Source organism: Vibrio sp. 1580 (genome assembly GCF_033340055.1).
In genome coordinates, this window is sequence record NZ_JAWOVT010000150.1 from 1 (window position 1) to 853 (window position 853).

Consider the following 853-nt stretch of genomic DNA (forward strand, 5'->3'; position numbering starts at 1 on the left):
AGACCAATCCAATGTCGATAAGATCGAGGTAGTACTTGGCCACACGATGTGGACTCCAAGTGATATTGAAGCAGACTACCCTCTTGCCAATGACCGTCCATATGCTGGTTACCTACACACTGAAATCAACTACCTATCTCTAACCGCCGATCAAGCCGTTCGCTATAACTTCACCATTGGTGCCACAGGTGAAAGTTCTCTATCAGAAAAAGCGCAGGAAATTGTTCACGGCATCACTGGTTCAACCGATCCTCAAGGCTGGGATTACCAAATTGACGATGAAATTGCCTTTAGCGTTGGTTACCGAGCTTTCAATAAACTCATGCGCAGTGAGGGCCAGAAGACGCAATGGGAAATCACTAATGTGAATGACATTAACGCAGGTAACTTCCGCAGCGATGTATCACAAGGTGTCATGTTCCGCTGGGGCACGAATCTAGCCAATAGTATTGGCGCGGCAAACATCAGTGTAGAAAGCCCTTTCTCTGCCAGTATGCTTGCGAAAAATACCTCCAGTTGGTTTGTCTTTACAGGATTTGAAGGTCGATACCGTTTCAACGATATCACCATTGAAGGCGATCGCTCAGGTATTCCAGGCTCATCAGAACCTTATGATGTGACTCTAGAAAACTGGCAAGCAAGTGCCGTTGCAGGTGCAACTTGGTATAACCAGAATTACGGCGCAAGCCTAACCTTTACGGTGAAAACACCTGATTACGAAGAATCACAAACTGACGTTTATGGTACTGGTTCTTTCTCAGTCTTTGCTTTCTTCTAAATAGTCTTTATCTCTCAGGCCAATGAACGCGTCATTGGCCGTTTTCTTTGGTCACATTACGCTGCCTTAGCCACC

At 45.8% G+C, this 853-nt stretch carries 1 protein-coding gene; it reads left to right on the forward strand.

Annotated features, from left to right (window positions below; genetic code table 11):
• Positions 1-778: lipid A deacylase LpxR family protein (locus R7093_RS24650; RefSeq protein WP_318146943.1), on the forward strand; the 778-nt coding region annotated here is incomplete at its 5' end.
• Between the last annotated feature and the right edge of the window lie 75 nt (positions 779-853).